Genomic DNA, 18907 nt, shown 5'->3' with positions numbered 1-18907 from the left:
CATGTCCACTCGACTTTCCATTATCAGCACTCGTACTGGCGATGACGGTACGACGGGCCTGGGCGATGGCAGCCGCCTGCCCAAAACGGCTCCATTGATTCACGCTCTGGGCGATGTGGATGAGCTCAACAGCCATATAGGTGTGTTGCGCAGCATGGCGCTGCCAGAAGATGTGGATACCTTGCTATCCGATATCCAGCACGACTTGTTCGATATGGGCGCAGAGCTGTGCATTCCCGGCCATCAGGTTATAGGCAGCAGCCATGTGGAACGCCTGGACAAGGCGATTCGCCATTACAACGAACCTTTGGGCATCTTGAAAGAGTTTATTTTGCCCGGCGGCAGTCCGGAAGCAGCACAAGCGCATGTCTTGCGTTGCGTGGCACGTCGTGCGGAACGTAGTGTCGTGGCCGTGCCCTCAGAGTCTTTGCCGCAGGATGGCCCGCGTCTGTACCTGAATCGACTGTCTGATTTGCTGTTTGTATTGGCACGTACGCTAAACCGCCATGCAGGCCGCTCTGACGTGCTCTGGGAACCCAAGCGCAACGAGCAAGACAAGAGCTGACAGCGACAGCGACAGCGACAGCGACAGCGACAGCGACAGCGACAGCGACTATAAGAATAGGGCCCTGCCAAGCAGGGCCCTATTTATTTTCAGGCAGGATCAATGCGAGTAATATCCGAAAACTTCAGCGCAGGCTGATCTGTAGGATCTTCGTACACCTGCCATTTCAAGGACAGGCTGCCCACCTGAATATCCACGGTCGCCAAGGTATTTTCCGCGTCACTATCGGCCGGGTCACAACGCCAGATCGGAAACTGCACATGGTGCTGATCTGCCAGGACCTTCAAAGGATCCAGCTCGGCCCCGGCTTGCGCCAGCAACTCATCCCCACGCTCTTGCCGCCGTTCGGACGAACGGGTAATACGCTGCTCAAACCCCTGCATGGACGGATGCAGAGCATGGTTGGCATGCAGACGGTTTTGCTCAATCGTCTGCACGGACACCGCCTCGGCACTGAATTCCACGCTTAGCAAGCGCGGATCACCACGCTGGGCCAGACTCAAGTGGAACGCTCCCGAGCGTGGGTGATCCTGCAAGATACCCACCGCCTGATCCAGATCGGGCTGGTCCAGCATGGCACGAGTCAGAACCATGCGCGGCACGCCAGGGGCCACATGACGGGCACGCACATTATTGACAGTCATGGCCAATCCAGCCTGCGTGACGGCAAAGCTGTGACCGGGCAAGGAAGCGGGGTACAGGAAAGACACGAAGGACATGCCACTGTCAGGAATGAATTTGGCAACCCCGCAGTAACCTGCAAAGCCGGGATCACCATCTTCGTTATGCACCAGACGCGGTTCGCCCTGGGCGGGCATTTGCACGGTGGTGCAACCATCCGGCGCCATCGCCCACAGGTCGCCCCGGCAATTCCACAAAAACACGTCTTCAAAAGGGAGCTCCAGGCCTAATGCCAGGCCCTGGAGCTCGGTCCATATTCGGGGGAAATAGCGTTCGGTGTACTGAGCCAGTTGACTGGCTACCGCCGTCCCTTTTTGTTGCATGATGCCTTGCCATGCTGCTGAGCTCAGCAAATAGGCATGCACTGCAGGGGCTCCGAAACGTCCCAAAGAATGGCCAATTTCTTTGGGACCACCACTTAACTCCAGATAGGACAACTTAGCCATTGCGTCTATTTCCAGTAGGCACCTGATTGGTGCAATTGATCTTCAAGCAACTCAATACCGCTGACTGCACGACTGCCCGCCTTGGCCAGAACCTGCTCCAGCAACACCTCCACCAGAGCCTGTGCGGCGACCAAAGAAGGAAAAAAAGACGGACTGTCGGTTCCAAACAATAATGTGGCATCTGCCTGCTGCGCAATAGGGGCAAGCAAGCTGTCGCAAATCGCCAGAATATGTGCATCTGCCTGCTGAGCGGCGCGATGCGCCAGCACGGCTTCCTGGGAATACGGGGCAAAACCGAACAAGACCAGCACATCCCCCTTTTGCAAGGCCCGCAAATCCATATCCAGAGTGCCAGACTCGCCGCGTAGCAAGACAATCGAAGGTCGGAACAGGCGGTACTGGTAATGGAAAGAGAAGGCAGGCGCAAAAGAGGCGCGGAACCCAGCCACAAAAACCCGCTTGGCCTTGGAAAGCAGTTCTACCGCCTGCGGCAGGCGCGCCTCGTTCGCCTCACGCAGTAGCGCCAGATTATCCATTTGCGCCGTCAGGGCCTGCTCCAGCCTGTCCTCTTTGTGTCGATTACGCACGACCACACGGGCCTGATCGGCATAGCGCCGTGCCCCCTGACCATGCAGCGCCTGGGTAAACACCGCTTTGAACTCTGCCCAGCCAGCAAAACCCAGAGACTGCGCAAACCGCAACAAGGTTGCAGGCTGCACCTGGGCTTGAGCAGCTAACTGACGCATGGACATCAAAGGCACCTGATCGGCGTGATCAAGCACATAGCGCGCGCTTTGCTGAAACTGCGGTGACAGGGTGGCAAATGCCGCCTGGATACGCACCGTCAAGGAGCTCAAGGAGTTCATGGGCCAACACGCTTAAAAAGGGATACCAAGTATATATCGGGCGCAAATGCAGTCCAGGCGCAACAGTGAGGCCTTTATCCACCTATCCTTACAAAGCAGAAATGATTTATTTGTTGAAAGTATTATCATATATTCAACATACGTTGAAAATCCTTTTGGGCCTACTTTCTGGATCTGCGCCATGACACACGTTTTTCATCGCAACCCCAAACAAACCTTGCCCTACGCCGTCAAAGGCGATGGCATCCGCATTGTGGACAGCAATGGCAACACCTATATAGATGCCAGTGGTGGCGCGGCTGTGTCCTGCCTGGGCCATAGCCACCCCACGGTGATCGCCGCCATCAAGCAGCAACTGGACCAGATTGCCTATGCCCATACCTCTTTTTTCAGCAGCCAGGCTGCCGAAGATCTGGCTGACTTTCTGACTAGCCGCTCACCAGGCGATCTGGACCATGTGTACTTTTTGTCTGGCGGCTCCGAAGCGGTAGAGGCCAGCCTGAAGCTGGCACGGCAATACTTTGTGGAAATCGGCCAGCCAGAGCGTCATATCTTCATCGCCCGTCGTCAGAGCTACCACGGCAATACGCTGGGTGCCTTGGCTATCGGTGGCAATGAATGGCGTCGCAAACCTTTTCTGCCTTTACTGGCTCCCGCCCAGCATGTCTCGCCCTGCTACCCCTATCGTGACCAGCGTAGCGATGAAACTGCTGAACACTATGCCGACCGTCTGGCCCAAGAGCTGGATGACATGATTCAAAAGCTGGGGCCGGAAAACGTCGCCGCCTTTGTGGGCGAGACAGTGGTAGGCGCTACCGCAGGTGCCTTGGCCCCCGTGGGTGATTACTGGAAGAAAATCCGCCAGGTCTGCGATAAACACGGTGTCCTGCTGATTCTGGACGAAGTCATGTCCGGCATGGGCCGCACAGGCTATCTGTTTGCCTGCGAAGAGGACGGTGTGGCGCCAGACATTATGGCGATTGCCAAAGGGCTGGGAGCGGGCTATCAGCCCATTGGTGCCATGCTGGCCAGCGACCGTATCTATCAGGCCATCCTGAATGGCTCGGGCTTTTTTCAGCATGGCCATACTTACATGGGACACGCGACTGCCTGCGCGGGTGCCTTGGCCGTACAAGAGGTGATTGAGCAAGATCAGTTACTGGAAAACGTACGCCAGCGCGGCGAACAGTTACGTCGGGAATTGCACCTGGCTTTGGACAGCCACCCCAATGTGGGCGATATCCGTGGCCGTGGCCTGTTTGTTGGTATCGAGCTGGTACAAGACAAAGCCAGCAAACAGCCTCTGGACCCCGGCCTGAAAACCCATGCCAAGATCAAGCAGCACGCTTTTTCCCAGGGCCTGATGCTCTACCCGATGGGCGGTACGATAGACGGCGTGCTGGGCGACCATATTTTGCTGGCCCCACCTTTTATTTGTACCGAATCTGATATTCACGACATTGTGCAACGACTGACTCAGACCATCGACACTATTCTGCCCCGCTGAATCCCATCATGCAGAGTGCCTGAGGGGCCGCGTGCACAAGCTGCCGCGCCTCAAACAGCACTCTGTTGACTGCCCTGCGGCAAGCCAGCCGCAAGATACCACACTCTATATAAAGGAGAACCATGGCCCGCCTGCCCTATGCCGATCTGACTACCCCCGAAGCCGCCCCCTTGGTCGAACAGATCATTGCGGAACGTGGCAGCGTATTGCACCTGTACCAAATGCTGCTACACAGCCCGCCCATTGCCAAAGGCTGGCTGAATCACCTGACCGGTATCCGTCACAACAGCAGCTTGCCGGGTGATGTGCGTGAGCTGGTCATCATGCGCGTCGCCTTGTTGAACCGCGCCCCATACGAAGCCGATCAGCATGCGCCTATCGCGCTGGCAGAGGGCATGACTCAGGCTCAACTGGATGCCCTGCCAGACTGGCAGACCTCGGACCAATTCACGCCCCTCCAATGCGCTGTCCTGGCCTATACCGATGCCATGACGCGCAATGTGCAGGTGGACGACGCCGTGTTCAAGGAGATACGTCAGTATTTTGACGAACGCCTGACCATTGAGCTGACCGCCACCATCGCTACCTACAATATGGTGTCGCGCTTTCTGGAAGCCCTGCATATCCATTCGGACGACGCACGCTAAAACGCCGTCGACACGGGCTCCATCCTGCCTCCCCCTAAACGGCCCGCCAGAAACTCCACGAACAAGCGCAGCTTGGGAGGCAGATGGCGGGTAGGCGGATACAGGGCCCACAGCGCGCCACAGTACTGAGTGCGGAACTCCCAATCAGCTAACACGCGCACGATACGCCCTTCCTGCTCCGGCTCCTTGGCCACAAAACAAGGCAGGCTGCCCACCCCCAAGCCCCGCTCCACGGCATCCAGCCGCACGCCCGTATGGTTAGCCGCATAACGACCGCTAACCGACACATTCAGCACCCGCCCGCCTTTATTGAATCGCCAGCGTGAATCGCTGGGCGCTTCACCCAAATAGATGCAGCTATGTTCACGCAACTGTTGCGGATGCGTGGGCAAGCTATGTTCTGCCAGATAGGCCGGGCTGGCATACAGACCGTGACGGATATCCGTCAGATGCCGCCCCATCAGGCCCGGTGGCGGCTGATCAGTAATACGAATCGCCAGATCCAACTGATCATCGATCAGATCCGCATAGCGGTCATCCAGGTTCATCAGGACATTCACATTAGGATGCGCCGCCAGAAAATCCGGCATATGGGGATGGATTAAAAAATGTCCCACGGCCTTGGGGACACTCAGCCGAATCTGCCCTTCCGGCTCGGTCTGAAACTGCCCCGAAATCTCCATGGCCGCCTGTGCGCAGGACAACATATCGCGGGCATGCTCGTAAATCGCCTGCCCGCTGTCGCTCAAGCGCAGTTTACGGGTCGTGCGTTGCAGCACCCGTGTCCCCAGCCCTTTCTCCAAACGCGCAATGGAACGGCTCACTGCCGAGGGGGTATAGCCAAGCTGACGAGAGGCCTCGGAAAAACTGCCAGTCTCCACCACTTTGACAAAGACCACCATATCGCTCATCAGGGAAGTCAGATTACTTGTGCTCATAGGGAATAAATTATTTCATTGAATTGCAATTATCGGGACTGCCTACTATGCCTACAATGCCTTAAAACCAACCTACAGGTAATAAAATGCAAGATAAATTATATTTGACTAGCAATAGCCTTACCTGCATAGCGGAAGTCCTGGAGTGTTATCACTCGGAAAATGAACGCTATGCTGTCAGGCTGGATAAAACCTTATTTCATCCCCAAGGCGGTGGCCAACCCTGCGACAAAGGCACCTTGAATGGTCACGAAGTCCTGCATGTCGCTCAGAACCGAGACGGCCACGTATTGCACTACCTGCATGTGCGCCTGCCCCTGGGCCCGGTTGAACTGCACGTAGACCGGGCGCACCGCTTGCAGCATGCCCGTCTGCATACCGCTGGCCACATGATCGGTCATCTGGTCGAGCGCACCGGCTGGCAAGCCATCAAGGCCCATCACTGGCGTGGCGAGTCGCGGGTGGTGTTCCTGAATCCCAAAAATGCCCTACCGCCTTTTCTGGACGATTTGTCTGATCGCTGTGCCGAGCAGATCCAACTGGCACAGCCTATTGGCATCAGTTTTCAGGAAGGCCGACGCCAGGTGACGATTGGCACCCTGGGGCAGTATCCATGTGGCGGCACGCATGTTGAAAATACATCTGAATTAAATGGATTGAAAATAATCCGTATCAAAAATAAAAAAGATGAATTAAGCGTTCATTATGAAATGCTGGATTAATCAATAATAAAAATTAAGGTTTTTTATTATTTTTAGCTATGACCGGGAAAGAAAAACAATTCTTTTAAAAACCCCCAAGGGAAGTGAGACATGTATTTAGAAACCGAACGATTACAGACTGAGCATATGCAGTCCTTGCTCAATGGCGAACTCCTGGCTATTCGACTCTCCCAGTTCATTGATGCGCCCACCTCACAAAAGCTGGGCGAGCAAATCATCGACAAGGGCTTTGACCGTTACGTGAACGCCCCCAGCATCGGCCGCATAGGCATGGCTTTTTACGAAGCGGAAAACCAGCCCGAGCGCATAGCGTCTTACTTTGAAGGCGTTTTTGACAATATTGACGAGCTGCGCCGCCGTTGCGCGCCCTACTTGTCCCCCATTGATGTACTGCGCTGCACGCTGGACGAGGTCTGGCCCGCCGGGGCCACGCTGGAGACTTTGTATGGAAAAAAAATGTATGTGGGTTTATCGCGCGTGGTGCAGCCCGATGTCCATTTCCTGGCACACCACGACATTCTGGCGAAAGACGCACCCGGTAATTATCAAGCCATCAGTCTGCAGGGGCAGTTGGCCGCCAATGTGTATTTGAAAATGCCTGAGCAAGGAGGTGAACTGCAAATCTGGCAAACCGAACTAAGTCCCCATGAATTTGATCAGATGCGTGGTGAAAGCTACGGCATCCATCCTGATTTGCTGGGTGCCCCCGAAGTGCAGATACGTCCCGGTCCGGGCGATCTGATTATTTTTAATTCTCGCAAAATGCATGCCGTCACCCCCGGCAAGGGCGATTTGCGTTTGAGCCTGTCTTGCTTTGTGGGATATCGCGGCCCGGCCATGCCGCTGACCTTTTGGAGTTAATGTGTTGCAAACCTATTGGCCCGAGTTCGCTACTCTGGCTTTGATTCATTTTTTGGCCGTTATTGCCCCCGGACCTGATTTCGCTGTCACCATCCGCCAAAGTGTGCGGCTTGGCCGTCAGGCCGGTATTGCCACTGCCATTGGCATTGGTGCCGGGATCTCCGTGCATGTGATCTACACCTTGATGGGCGTCGGTGCCCTGCTCCACTCCACCCCGTGGTTGATGAGTGTGGCTGAAGTCCTGGGCGGTGCTTACTTGCTGTACATAGGCTGGGGGTTTTTACGACAGGCCAACACGCCAATGGAAGTGAGCCTGGCCGAGTCCGAGAATGGCAAACCTGCTGCCGTCAGTATGCGCCAGTCCCTGACACTAGGCTTCATGACCAATGCCACCAATCCCAAGGCCACGTTGTTCTTCCTGGCCGTGTTTACCACAGTTGTCAGCGCCAGCACGCCACTGACAACCCAAATGCTCTATGGCGTGTGGATGTGTCTGGTCAATGCGGGCTGGTTTATTGTGGTCAGCCTGATCTTTACCAACCCCGGCGTACGACAACGGTTTTTGCGTATGGGAACCTGGTTTGAACGCGTGACGGGGGTATTGCTGCTGGGCTTCTCGCTGCGTTTGCTTGTTCATGCCGGACAACGCATCCTGCTCTAAGCCTGAACCTGCACAGCACCAAGACTTTGTTTGATCAGATCCTTGGCGATGCCCCAGCATCACAAAAAGTCCCACCCTGCAAAACAGGGTGGGACTTTTACATTTAGATCATAGACTCGCCTGTCTTGCGTGCTCTGCGCCAGTCACGGATCAGATTGCCAACCAGCAAGATCAAGATGATGGCCGACATTACCGGCCAGACCAGAAAGTAAATCGTCATAAGCATAGTGTTCTCCTTTTAACGTCTTCTCTCATGCACTCAAGCACGAGCCGAGGCAGCTTCGCCTTGTTGTGACTCGCGAGCCTTCTGCTTGCTCGGCGCTGGCGTGTCGTCGTAGTGAAACGACTGCACGCGCTCGGCCAGCAAAGAGAAATCAAAACGCTCCTGGCTACGCAAGCTGATGGCCACACACACCACAGCGCTGACACCGTATGCGGTCAAGGAACCCAACAACACAATGTACTCACGCAAGAAACCGATGAAGTTGGGCAACAGAATCGCTGTGGCAATGACTCCAACTGCAATCGCAATACGGCTGCGGAAGAACGCAAACGCCATCAAACCGGCAACCACACCACCCCCAATCGAAGCGGTGATCTCATAGAACACGGCAACCACACCCTCAATAGGAATCAGCTCAAAGCGGACAATCGTGAACAGCACCACGGCGCACAGAACCGACCAGCTAAAGGCCTTGTTGGTTACGCGGTCCCAGTAGAAGCTGACGATCACCGGGAACACAATCGCCCCCCACAGTGCGCCCACAAACACCAGCATCACCAGAATATCCAGACGCAGGCTGGCGAAAATCACCCCCACCATCGTGGCAACCACCATGGTGATACGGCCCCACCACAACATGCGGGCAGGTTTTGGACGACCACGGGCAATGTTCTTGGCGTAGATGTCAGTCATCATGATGGCCGACAAGGCCGCCAGATCCGAGTCCGCCGTGGAGGACAAGGAGCCCACCACCAGGATGAAGAACAAGGCGATACCAAACGGTGGCAAATAGGTCGAGGCCATCTGCGGGATGATGTTGTTCATATTCCCATCCACCGGCTCCAGGCCAGTGAACAAGGCCAGCAGACCCAGCATGCCCAGACCAATCACCACGGCACCATAGCCAATCGTGGCGGTCAGGAAAGTGGGTTTGATCAAGTCCTCTCGCACCGCGAACAGGCGCTGGGCAATGGTCTGATTACCAATGGCATAAGCCAGCACCGCCACAAAGTAAGGCGCACCTTGCTCCAGAATCGCTTTGGTCGAATAGAAGTTGGCTTGCTCGGAGTCCAGACGCCACCAGTTGGCCTGTACCATCTCGGGCCCGCCCGCGTTAAAGAAGATCAGCGGGATAATGACCACGGCCGACAGAATCATGGCAACCAGTTGGGCAAAGTCTGTCATTACCGAGGCACGAAAGCCCGACCATAAGGTATAGGACAGCACACCCAGACCGGCAATCAGCACACCTTGAATAAAGCTCAGAGGGCTAAGAATCGAGACCAGCGCACCGGCGGCGGTGAAGTTCACCATCAGGCTGATACCGCTACCCACCACATTGGAGATCGCCATGATCATCTGACTGGACGAACCGTGCCGGGCATGCAGCACTTCGGCCAAAGTATGTGCCTGGGGTGCTAGCTTGCGGAAGCGCCGCCCAAAGGGATAGATGAACAGAATCATCAAGGCCCCCCATAGTCCGTAATGCAGGGGACCAGATAGCCCGTATTTGAAACCCGAGGTCGCGCTGGCATAAAACGACGCGGCCCATACCCAGGTGGCGATCATGCTGGCCGCTGACAGGCCAAACCCCACCGCACTGTTGGACACCATGTATCCGTCCACGTTTTCTTTTTTCTGGCCAATCATGAGCGACATCAGGAATGTCGCGCCATAAAAGCCGACCAGCAACAATATGGCCGTTGTGGTTGAAAGCGTAAAAAACTCCGCCTCTTGCATGTCTTTCCCTTTCTCTTCTGCGCGACGCCCCTGTGCTACGAGGTCATCCTGCGCATGCGTGCCAATTCCGCAGTAACGCGCTGGGCGGCACCGATCCCAGGATCAGAACCGAAGCACCTAAACCGAACGCGCGCACGAACGCCCCCGCCCTTGGCAACGCCAAAGCGAGAAAAAGCAAGACACAGCGCAAAGTGCCTCACATTACGGAGAGTCTGCGGGCCTTACAGCAAATAAACATGGCCAGAGACAAGCCGCTCTGTTGCAGGCCGATGTCATGGGAGACAGTCGGCTGGTTGTTCCGCGACCCAAGGGTCGGGCAAGGTGTTTCGGACTAAAAAGCCGGGTTGTTGTGCAACAACCTGTTGAAGAACGGACCGCCATTTTTTATGCAATTTTGTCGCACCTGAACGGCCTGTTCGAGACGCTGATTCAAGGAACCAGAGGGGTCAATTATACATATTTAAAATTTAAGGGTCTATATCATGCTGTTTCAGCATCGAGAAAGGGCTTTTCAGCCCTTTCCAGATCAGTCGTAGACCTCGTCATTGCTTAAGCTCACGCGTGCCAGCTCCTGACACGCCAGGGGCACTTTGCCCACAAAGGCGTAGCCTTCCCCCCGCACGGAACGAATCGGTAGCTCCTCGCCCATTGCACTTAATTTACGTTTCAAGCGGCTGATCAAAACGTCCACGGAACGGGCAGTTGCATCGCGCCCTTCTTCCAGCGGGAACAGGCGATCCCGTTCCACCGTTTGCGGGCTGACGGCAAACAGAACCTGAACAATACGCCGCTCGCCACGCGTCAACATGACCGAGTGGCCCTTGGGCGTGCTCATGGTCCAGCCGTTTTCCATTAAATCCCAGAGCTGGGACTCGGGCTCCAGCTCGTGTTTCTGAACGGCAGAGGCCGGTTTTGCTTGCGCTGTGTCCGGGCTGCGCAGGCTGTGCCGCAAGGCATAACCACGCCGTCGCAAGGCCTGTACGCAGGCCACCACCTCGACCGGCAAGGCATCCTGATCAAAGCAGGCGTCGGCACCGGCAAGCAGAAAATGCCCACGCTCCAGACCGGCAACTTTGTCACGCCGCACAACAATCACGCCTGCCGCGGGAAAATCGATGCGCAAACGATTGATGTGCAAAAACACATTATCTGCCTGACACAGCAAGGCAAATACCATCTCCGCCCCGCAGGCATGCGCTTGGGACAAGCACTTTTCCATCGTCTCGACTGTCTGAACCCGTACTCCCCACTGCTCAGACTCCAAAGTGATCTGCTGCAAACTGGCCTTGTCGTCATATAACAGAAAAATCTGTTCAACCGTCATAGTCCTCACCCCTGCTGGCCCACTAAGGCACTTTATGTTTTTTTTAACCTTGGACCCGCCTCAACAAACGCTGTGCTGCTGCGTCGTCAGGCATGGACAGATAAATCATCCCTTGCTGTAAAGGCTCCCCAATCCGGGCGACCTGCGCCACCTGATCTTCCATGACCAAAACAAGCAAGGCTCCCACATTACCAGAGCTGACCTCGGCCAACTTACGCGCCCCCAAAGAATTCAATTGAAAGCGCACAAGGTGCCCGCCCTGCTCGGTACGCAAGGTCGCAACCCGAGTCAGATCGCTGCGCTGCACAATGACTTGGGGATACAACCACAGCGGTCCCTGAGGCCCTTCCACTTGCACTAAACCCGCCACGGGCTGAGGCAAACCAACATAGAAATCCACTTGGGGAGCCACTACCGCGCGCTGCGTCTGAGAAGCCAGAAAACTGCGCGTACCATCATCACCTTCCCGCTCGTAATTGCTGGCCAACGCAGGCGGGCTCAAGTCTGCCGCCTGTGCCTTTCCTCCCGCAGCGGTGGTCTGGCATCCAGCCAGAAAAAGCAGCAGCATGGCTATTGCCGATACGCGTGCAAGCTGCCCAGTTTGACTACGTTTGATCACCATATTCACTCTCCGCCCTGGCCTGTGCCCGCAAGCGCCAGACCCTTGTTGCGAAGCCGGTTTCTGTCCGGCAAAAAAGGGCCGCGAGCCCACGCTCGCGACCCTCTCCCCTCACCTCGTTACCATTGATAGCCCACACCAACCGAGCCACCGTAATCACCACGGGACGAACCCGCGACCGTACCTTTCAACACCCAGCTACCGCTGTCCGTAATGGTGGACAGGCCCAGGGCGTAACCACTTTCACCGCGCCATACACCACCGGCTACAGCGAACATGCTCTTGCCAGGGATATAGGCTTGCGGCAAGCCTGCGGTTGCCATCGCAGCCGCCACACCCGCACTCGCCCGGTTCTCCACCTTGTTGATACGGCGATCCAGGTTGTTGAACTGGTTGGTGATGTTGGACGTGGCCTGGCTCAACTGACGCACGTTGACCGCATCCTGTGGCGCCTGCCCATCGGCCAGATTGCTGATGGTTTTGTCGTGCATGTCGATACCCTGTTTATTCAAGGTTGGGCCATCCACAATTTGCACTTCATTGGTCGTTACGGACTGGGCCACGACGCTATTGACCTTGATGTCCTGTGCCAGGGCGACTTTCACGTCCGTACCGGAGCGCGAGATCTCGATATTGTCCCCGTTGAGGAACTGCACCGTCGCCTTGGGGGCCACATTGCTGGCCGTATCACCATTGGTCTGGATGTTCCAGCCCGCGCTGGCCAGCTCGGTCACGTTCTCTACCTTGGTATTCAAGCCACCCAAGGCATCGTTCACGTTGTTGTAGGTTTTATCGCCTACGTTCAACTCCGTAACCAGCTTGCCGTTCTCGAACTTGGAGCCACCGCCCATACCACTGGCAATGCTTTCACCCATATCGTGAATCTGGCTGCCATTGACGGCATCGGTACTGGTGGCGGAAATGTCACCACGCGCCACATTGGTGATTCCGGTGCCACCCGTGCGGCCGCCGTCGGTAGACTCGGTTCCGGCCATGGTGACCTTGCCGTAGTTAACCGACTGATCTGGATTCAGGTCGTACTTGACGGCACGATCCACCAGATTCTGGGTTTCACCTCGCACCAGATCCAACTGCTCCTCGGTTGCGGCACGGCCGCTCTTGCCGAAGTTGGCCCCCGTCAGGGTACGGTTGCTCAAGCCGGTGATGTCATTGTCGGTTGCCGATACCACCACGTTGCCCGCGCGCAGTCCGGCATTGCTCAAGGCAATGTTCGTCCCGATAGCAAAGCCGATATTGTTCATGACGACATCAGGAGCGCCGCCCGTGCCTTTCACCGTCACGCTCTTGAGTTCCAGGTCGTCATTCAAGGCAATGCTCAAAGTATCGGTGCCATCGCCGGTGGTGCTCAGATTGTTATTGCTGCCCACAATCTTCAGCGTTTCCCCCAGATCGCGATGCACCGTCGTGCCTGCGCTACCCGCGAAGTTCATGCCTTTGGCGGTCAGCCCCTCATCACGGCCTTCAAGCTGGCTGACGTTCACGGCATCCGTCGGGTCAACCCCTTTCGCTACATTCGTGATCTTCTGTGCACCGGCATTAATACCCTGGTCGTTAATCACCACATTGAAAGCAGTCAGACCGGCATTGGTCAGATTGACCTGTCCGATGGTCAGACCCGTATTGCCCAGAACCACATCCGGTTTCCCAGTCGCGCCCTTGACCTTCACACCCGCCGTTGTCATCTCGGTGTCGCCCGTTGTGACACTGGTCAAATCCAGCTCGTCATTCAAGGCAATCTGCACCGTATCGCTACCCACGGTGGACGTCGCCAAGTTGGCATTGCTGCCCTTGATCGTTACCGTCTGGCCCAGATCCCGATGTACTGCCGTGCCTGTTTGTGCAGCAAAACTCATACCCTTGGTGATCAGGCCACCCTCGGCCTCGGTCAACTGGCTCAGGTTCACCGCATCAGTGCCGGTCGTCCCTTTAGCCACATTGGTGATCTTCTGGCTGCCCATATCAGCCCCCTTGAAGAACGGGGTCTCGGCTATCTGAACCTGCAACTGACCATTCAGAACCTGGGTACGCAGGTTGGCGCCGCTGTAATTACCAGCGGTGGTCGCCCCACCAAGGATCTCCACGCGTTGTCCCAGATTCTTGTGAATCGCTGTATTGCTGTTGCTGCTGCTGAAGTTATTACCACTGTAGTTGGTGCCCAAGGCCGTCAGATCCTGATCCAGCTTGACCAATTGCGCCACGTTGACGGCATCATTGGGATCCTGACCACCAGCCAGATTGGTAATACGGCGTTTGTCTGCGCCGCTACCCACCGACACCACCCCTTGCGTGGCTTCCTGATTCACCGTGCCGGTATAACGAGCGGTCGAGGTGGTATAGGCCGCATTCGTGGTCGAACCTGCCCCCAAAGCCACCGCACCGGCAGCCGACACCGTCGCTCCAGCCCCCAGAGCCAGGCCTTGGACGGCCGTCTCATTGGCAATGGCGCCCTGACCGACGGCAATCGACTTCTCGGCAGAACCCCGAGCATCCTTACCCCAGACCTGTGCCCCGGCCGCCAGAGCCTGAGCGTTGGTGCCCAAAGCGGAGGCATCCAGCGCTTCGGAAATAGCCTTGAAGCCCAGCGCCAGACCACCATTCTCTTTAGCGTTGGAGCCTGAGCCCACGCTCATCGCCCCTTCACCATGCATGATGTATTCGATCAAGCCATTGGGGCCTGTTTTTTCCTCGATCCAGCCTGCCTTGGCCTTGTCACCCACGGCGATAGAGCGATAACCATCGGCCTCAACCCCGGAACCGGCACCAACGGAGTTGCTGGCTCGGGTCTTGCTGCCTTCACCCAGGGCCAGGGAGTTGCTGCCTGCCACAAAGGCCTGATAGCCCAAAGCGACAGACTGAGCACCCGATACAGTAGAACCACTACCTAGCGCCACACTCTGGGACGCACCCCGAGCCACACTGGAGTTAGTGCCAATCGATACGCCATTTATCGCTTGGTCGTAAGCATTACGTCCGAAGGCAATACCACCTTCTTGGGTGACACGAGCACGTTCACCGAAAGCAATCGCGCCACGGGTCTGGTTCTGACCATCTCCCATGACCTCTGCCTTGTAGCCGATGGCTGTGGAGAAGTTGGCGGTATCGGCCACACGAGCCTCATGACCCAGAGCCATGGAGCTTTCCGACTCGGCCGAGGAACCACTACCCACCACCGTCGCCCCCAAGCCCGACGCATCAGTATTGGAACCCAGCGAAGTGGCGTAGTCCGCCTTTTGCAAACCACCGGCGGAGGAGTTCAGGCCAATTGCCGTTCCGCCCACCCCAGAAGCCCGCGCGACCGCACCGATAGCAATCGCATCATTCCCGGTTGCGCCGTTATTGTTGACATTCGGGTTCTCGGTCGAGTTCACGCTGACGTAGCGTTGGCGGTTGGCGATCAGTGTGGACTCCAGGCCATCCAACTGACCTTTGGTGACCGCATCATCCACATCCACCCCTGCTGCCAGGTTGGTAATACGAACCGGGGCACCGGTGCTGCTGTCCAGATCAATCAAGGTGCGATCCGCATTGGAATAGGTGACGGCGGACAGTCCGCCGATCATCCCGGCTACCCCGGTACGCATGGCCTCAAAGGCAGAACCAATCGAGGTATAGGTATGGTCCGCGCCATTTTCATCTTTGATGACAAAGGACGGGCCCGTAATCACCCCGTCGCTATCCCACTTCAGGTTGCCACCCACAATGGATTCCAGATTGGAATGCAGCACTTTCAACTGACTGACGTTCACCGCATCCGTATCCAGTCGACCCGCTGCCACATTGCTCAAGCGGCGCTGGGCATCGACAGTACCAAACGACACACTGGATGAAGCCAAATACGCCCCGGTGGGCGTGCCATAACCCAGGCCTGTCGTTTCGACCGAATGCGCATTGGCACCAATCGCCACACTATTTGCATGCGTAACGCGAGCCTGGTCACCCAAGGCAATTCCGCCAGCAGCAGCCTTGGTCGATGTACCTGCGTAGACCAAGGCTTTGTTGCCGATCGCAATACCGCCAATGTCATAGTCCACCACGGTCGCCATTGAACCCATGGCAATGGAACCTGTGGCACCTGAACGAGAACGGTCACCCACCGCCACCGCATTGGAGGCGTGGACAGGAGGGGCGACCGGCGTACCAGAACCCGTTTCACCGGGCAGATTATTCGCTCCGTAACCGATACTGACTGTGCGGTCTCCCACAACACGGCTGCCTGCCTCACGACCAATAGACACCGTATCGTCGCCCGTAATATCGCCACCCGACTTGTAGCCCAGCGCGACGTTATAGCCACCCAGCACACCCCGGCCCGCTTCGCCACCAACAGCGACCTGACCAAAGCGATTGCCAATAACCGGGGTCCCCGCGTTCACACCGGCCCCTTCACCAATCGACACTCCGGACTCCGTATTGCTCAGGGCTCCCGTACCAATGGCGACCGATTTGATGCCATGTGCCTGGGCACCCGCTCCACCGGCAAAAGCAAGGCTCCCCGTGGCCGACGCACCACTACCGACAGCCGTCGAACTGCCGCCCGAGCTATGAGCGCCCGCACCCAATGCGGTCCCCGAGGCGGACATGGAGGTTGCTCCGGAGCCCACCACCGTGGATGATTTCGCGTCTTGCCAAATCGTCGTGCCTTGACCAATAGCGACCGAGTTTTCGGCCAGCAGGCCCACATCTGCGCTGGTTCCCAAGGCAATCGCACCGGAAGCCTTGACAATCGCCTGGTTGCCGATAGCAATCGTGTCATCGACCTCCAAGGGGTCCACTGCACTGCCCGCCCCATTACCGATAGCCAGATTATTCTTGCCCTCCAGACGCTGGCCCGCACTGTTGCCCATGGCAATCAAATCGCTGCCTTTGCTGGCGGTGCCGGCGTCGCTACCAATCGCAATGCCGTTCTCCACGGTATTGTCTTTGCCAGCACGCGCTCCCAGAGCAATTGCTTCCTTACCCGCGGCGACCGACTCCAAACCAGCCGCAAGTGCCGCTTCGCCTGCCGCCGCCGCTTGTGGCCCAATCGCCGTGGAATCTGTTCCGCTGGCGATCGAATCCGCCTTGGTGGACTTGGTGTGGAAATATTTGACGCCATCGCCCGAGTTCAAGACGCCATACAAGACTTTGCCCGAGACGGCCTCAGTGCTGGTGGCATTCACAGCGGCATCCGCCAGCCCCGTGATCTTGTTGTTATTCACGTTGACAGCACGCAGGCTGCTATTGCCAGTAGCCACCAGGCTAACCGTGTTGACGCCACCTGAAGTGACAGAACCGACCACAGTGGCCGATTTAGCCGCCATATTTCCATCAATGATGGCGCTGGGCGCCGTCAAGGTACCCGTAAACGTACCTGCCCCGGCGGACACACTCCCTGCCGTCAGTTGACCAGTAAATTCGCCACTGGCTCCCTTGACCAGGCCCGAGGCCGTCACGGAGTCCACGTTGAGATCAGGATTCAGAGCAACAGATACTGCCCCATCCGTTTGTGTCAGAGCGATATTGCTGCCAGAGCTTAAGGAAAAAGCGCCACCCGGGATGACATGAAAAGGAGTCGCACCGTCCACGGTCAACTCCCAGCCATCAGTAATCTGCGCCATGGCAGGTTGTGTCAATACACCCGCAGCTAGTAAGGCCAGTGCGACAGTACGCAGACGCAATCCCTGCACCCACTCCAGCACAGCCTGGCTGGCGCTAGCGCCGCCGGAGCTGCGCTTACCGCGAGCTTTGGTGTTTTCCGCAACCGCCACAAATGTTGCAGTCTGCTCATTCCAAACCGACTTATAGATTCTGTTCATGATCTCTTCGCTTACAAAAGAAATTAGCCATAAGCCTTCCTAAAACACCTCCGTCTCACGCTGACGTAACAGAGATTTCAGGCGCAACAAATCCCCTCGCCCCGTCACGGCGATAATTTGAATTTGTTGTTCAGGAAAGTCTTACCGAACCCTCATCCCTATTCGGATGGTTTTATTTTCTTACCGTTTTTTAATAATTACTTTTGAATTTCTACATAAGCCATTTGAATCACTGCAAAACAACATAATTAATAGATTATTTATTTCAATTTTGTTTTAAATACTAGTACCGTTACGCTGCCGATAAACCGACGGCGACAAGCCGCTGTACTGACGAAATGCCGTCGCAAAATTGGCCGGATTCACGTACCCGGATTCGACCGCCACATGAGTGACGGCCATATCAGTCTGCCGCAGCAACTGCATGGCATAACGCATGCGACTGGAGCGCACAAAATCGTGCACGGTCAAGCCGCAGCTCCCTTTAAAGAGCTCGTTCAGGCGGCGTCCAGTGGTACCAAACATCTCCGCCAAGCTTTCGGCCGTCAAGCAATCCGACAGATTGTCTTTTACGTGCTGCTGCACCGCATCAACCAGATGGTGCTGCGGTGGCGGTGCCAAAAAACCAGTCATAGCGTTGTTTTTGCTTATATTTTCAGCATTTTTCTCAATCTCCCTCAAACCCAGATGCAGGCGAATGCGTTCCATTACTAATTGCACATTGGTTTGGGACGCAATGAAATCGCGAGCTCCACTTCGCAGGGCCATCAACTGACTATCGGCACACGGAACGGCCGACAAGAACACCACCGGGATAGCGGCGGTTTGTGGATTGGCACGCAACATGCGCATGAACGTATCGCCCCGCAAACGAGGCAGGTTGTATTCACTCAAGACAAAATCAGGTTGTAAGGACTGGCATCGTGCCAGGCCCTGCTGGGCATCCAAAGCAAAGCTAATACGAGCAAAACTAGTACGTAATAAAACCAGTAAATCCGCTACTCCAGCCGGTTCTGGCGCAATAACCAGAATATGAGCTTCAGACGAGACACACATAAGCAATCCACCTTTGGAGACAGACAAGTTTGTGTTGTTCCAAGCTGACGGTAATTCTAATAATTAAAATTGCTTATACATTAAGGCTCTATTTTTCTGACACCCCATATTTCTATTTATTTCCACAACAAAAGTTACATTATTTCAGATCATTTCTTTTAAAACCCATTAAACGCCGCCCCAAATTGCAATGAAGCGAAAACCAGGCTTCATTACATTCATTTATTTGTCTTTT

At 56.0% G+C, this 18907-nt stretch carries 15 protein-coding genes; 6 read left to right on the top strand and 9 right to left on the bottom strand.

The window, feature by feature from the left end; translation table 11 throughout:
* Position 1 precedes the first annotated feature (1 nt).
* On the top strand, positions 2 to 565 hold the full coding sequence (locus JYG33_RS15610) for a cob(I)yrinic acid a,c-diamide adenosyltransferase (RefSeq protein WP_207873094.1): 564 nt from the start codon (positions 2 to 4) through the stop codon (positions 563 to 565).
* Between the two features lie 89 nt (positions 566 to 654).
* Here JYG33_RS15610 and JYG33_RS15605 read toward each other — a convergent pair whose 3' ends face one another.
* Positions 655 to 1692, bottom strand: a complete 1038-nt coding sequence (locus JYG33_RS15605; RefSeq protein WP_207873093.1) for a C45 family peptidase — start codon at positions 1690 to 1692, stop codon at positions 655 to 657.
* A 5-nt stretch (positions 1693 to 1697) separates the two neighbouring features.
* A complete protein-coding gene (locus JYG33_RS15600) occupies positions 1698 to 2558 on the bottom strand; it encodes a MurR/RpiR family transcriptional regulator (protein WP_207873092.1) in 861 nt (286 codons plus the stop codon).
* Between the two features lie 181 nt (positions 2559 to 2739).
* Here JYG33_RS15600 and JYG33_RS15595 point away from each other — a divergent pair, with 181 nt between their 5' ends.
* Both JYG33_RS15595 and JYG33_RS15590 read left to right on the top strand, forming a co-directional pair.
* Positions 2740 to 4065 carry an aspartate aminotransferase family protein gene (locus tag JYG33_RS15595; RefSeq protein WP_207873091.1) on the top strand — a complete coding sequence of 442 codons (1326 nt, stop codon included), beginning with the start codon at positions 2740 to 2742 and terminating at the stop codon, positions 4063 to 4065.
* 122 nt (positions 4066 to 4187) lie between these two features.
* Complete coding sequence (locus tag JYG33_RS15590) at positions 4188 to 4712, top strand: carboxymuconolactone decarboxylase family protein (protein WP_207873090.1); 525 nt, start codon at positions 4188 to 4190, stop codon at positions 4710 to 4712.
* Here the strand turns inward: JYG33_RS15590 and JYG33_RS15585 are convergent.
* A complete protein-coding gene (locus JYG33_RS15585; RefSeq protein WP_207873089.1) occupies positions 4709 to 5650 on the bottom strand; it encodes a LysR family transcriptional regulator in 942 nt (313 codons plus the stop codon). The genes JYG33_RS15590 and JYG33_RS15585 overlap by 4 nt on opposite strands.
* Before the next feature lie 86 nt (positions 5651 to 5736).
* Between JYG33_RS15585 and JYG33_RS15580 the strand changes: the two genes are divergently transcribed.
* The 3 genes from JYG33_RS15580 (at position 5737) to JYG33_RS15570 (ending at position 7894) form a co-directional block, all read left to right on the top strand.
* Positions 5737 to 6372, top strand: coding sequence for a threonine--tRNA ligase (locus tag JYG33_RS15580; protein WP_207873088.1), 636 nt, complete (start codon positions 5737 to 5739; stop codon positions 6370 to 6372).
* 90 nt (positions 6373 to 6462) lie between these two features.
* The gene (locus JYG33_RS15575; RefSeq protein ID WP_243430198.1) at positions 6463 to 7233 is read left to right on the top strand and encodes a 2OG-Fe(II) oxygenase; all 771 of its coding nucleotides are present in this window, start codon (positions 6463 to 6465) and stop codon (positions 7231 to 7233) included.
* A gap of 1 nt (position 7234) precedes the next feature.
* Positions 7235 to 7894, top strand: a complete 660-nt coding sequence (locus JYG33_RS15570; protein ID WP_347708882.1) for a LysE family transporter — start codon at positions 7235 to 7237, stop codon at positions 7892 to 7894.
* A gap of 103 nt (positions 7895 to 7997) precedes the next feature.
* On the opposite strand, the gene JYG33_RS18715 is transcribed toward JYG33_RS15570, so the two are convergent.
* The 6 genes from JYG33_RS18715 to JYG33_RS15545 all read right to left on the bottom strand — a co-directional run bounded on the left by JYG33_RS18715 (position 7998) and on the right by JYG33_RS15545 (position 18672).
* On the bottom strand, positions 7998 to 8120 hold the full coding sequence (locus tag JYG33_RS18715; RefSeq protein ID WP_221080497.1) for a putative transporter small subunit: 123 nt from the start codon (positions 8118 to 8120) through the stop codon (positions 7998 to 8000).
* Positions 8121 to 8153: 33 nt separating this feature from the next.
* Entirely contained in the window at positions 8154 to 9857 is a 1704-nt protein-coding gene (locus JYG33_RS15565) for a sodium:solute symporter family protein (RefSeq protein WP_207873087.1), read from the bottom strand.
* A gap of 526 nt (positions 9858 to 10383) precedes the next feature.
* Positions 10384 to 11181 carry a winged helix-turn-helix domain-containing protein gene (locus JYG33_RS15560; protein WP_207873086.1) on the bottom strand — a complete coding sequence of 266 codons (798 nt, stop codon included), beginning with the start codon at positions 11179 to 11181 and terminating at the stop codon, positions 10384 to 10386.
* A gap of 43 nt (positions 11182 to 11224) precedes the next feature.
* On the bottom strand, positions 11225 to 11803 hold the full coding sequence (locus JYG33_RS15555; protein WP_207873085.1) for a hypothetical protein: 579 nt from the start codon (positions 11801 to 11803) through the stop codon (positions 11225 to 11227).
* Positions 11804 to 11919: 116 nt separating this feature from the next.
* The gene (locus JYG33_RS15550) at positions 11920 to 17616 is read right to left on the bottom strand and encodes a YadA-like family protein (protein WP_207873084.1); all 5697 of its coding nucleotides are present in this window, start codon (positions 17614 to 17616) and stop codon (positions 11920 to 11922) included.
* A gap of 276 nt (positions 17617 to 17892) precedes the next feature.
* The gene (locus JYG33_RS15545) at positions 17893 to 18672 is read right to left on the bottom strand and encodes a DNA-binding response regulator (RefSeq protein WP_207873083.1); all 780 of its coding nucleotides are present in this window, start codon (positions 18670 to 18672) and stop codon (positions 17893 to 17895) included.
* Positions 18673 to 18907 lie beyond the last annotated feature (235 nt).

Source organism: Alcaligenes sp. SORT26 (assembly GCF_017377875.1).
Lineage (GTDB): Bacteria > Pseudomonadota > Gammaproteobacteria > Burkholderiales > Burkholderiaceae_B > Alcaligenes > Alcaligenes parafaecalis.
This window is presented reverse-complemented; position numbering and strand designations above follow the sequence as displayed.